The sequence below is a fragment of the Bartonella sp. CM31XJBT genome (assembly GCF_028618555.1).
GTDB lineage: Bacteria > Pseudomonadota > Alphaproteobacteria > Rhizobiales > Rhizobiaceae > Bartonella.
The window spans coordinates 1-978 of record NZ_JAQITD010000080.1; the positions used below are offsets into that span (position 1 = coordinate 1).

General features: G+C 44.1%; 2 protein-coding genes. Both read right to left on the minus strand.

The features are described from left to right. Positions 1-214 precede the first annotated feature (214 nt). Complete coding sequence (locus PVV63_RS10275) at positions 215-442, minus strand: hypothetical protein (RefSeq protein ID WP_012754703.1); 228 nt, start codon at positions 440-442, stop codon at positions 215-217. Beyond that, positions 439-978: lysozyme (locus tag PVV63_RS10280; RefSeq protein ID WP_273791761.1), on the minus strand; the 540-nt coding region annotated here is incomplete at its 5' end. The genes PVV63_RS10280 and PVV63_RS10275, both read right to left, overlap by 4 nt.

The following is a 978-nucleotide window of genomic DNA, read 5'->3' on the forward strand; positions in this document are numbered from 1 at the left end:
CCTTGATAGGTCTCTATCATCTCGTGAAGGAGCTGTTGTTCTTTTTCTGTAAGATCTTTATCTTTGCTGCTTCGTTTCTTGACCATCTTTCCAACCACATAAATGGGCTCCCTGCTTGTTATGCTTCAAAATATCTCTTGCAAGGTTGGAACTGATGACCGCAACATCCTTATTATCCAAATAAATGGGCAACCAGCCACCACAAGAAACAGACCTATTTGCCGCGCACCCAACGAGAAAGTTCAGAGCGCACACCAGCATCACTTTTTTGATTAACTTCATTTTCTACCTCAAGCCGCGTTGTTGCTGTCTTTAAAGCATTCTCTGTTTGCTTTTGCCTTTCGCTTTGCTTGCCAAGGTGAAACGCCTTGGCTAAAGCCATAAAAAAAACGGCTAAAGCCGCTGTAAACATCAGAGAATATTTCTTTAGCCAAAAAATCATAAGCGTTGCTCCCGAAACCGCTTGGCGACAATCACTATGCCCGTTACAGCCGCTAAAACCATGATGCCTGCTAATGCCCATTGCACCGGTCCATTGCCTGCTAACAAGCCACCAAAACCAGAACAAGACCCTATAATCGGGGCAAGTGCTTCTATTTTAAGAAGTCCGGTTGCCGTTTTCGTTTCTACCCTTTGATAATTTGAAGAAACATAAGACCCTTTTACCCATAATCCTGCTTCTGCTGCTCGACGGTTGGCTAAACCCGCAAGAGGCTTCCCACCCACCTTATTCCATTTCTGTAATTCAACAGGTACGGCTTCATAATCCCCTTGATTAAGCTTCTTCAACAATGTTGACTTGCGAAAAGCAGCTGTTCCTACATTATAGCAAAATGAGACCAATGCCGCGAATTGGCAATCCGTTAACGAAACCGTGACCGATTCCTCTACCGTCTTCTCAAATTGCTTTAAGTCGTCACAAAGGATTTCTTCTGCTTGCTCTTGGCTAATACACATGCCTTTTTTGACAAGGGGGTG

What these genes read in the sequence shown, in the direction of transcription:
- PVV63_RS10275 (WP_012754703.1), bottom strand. Translation starts at nt 442, where the DNA reads ATGATTTTTTGGCTAAAGAAATATTCTCTGATGTTTACAGCGGCTTTA.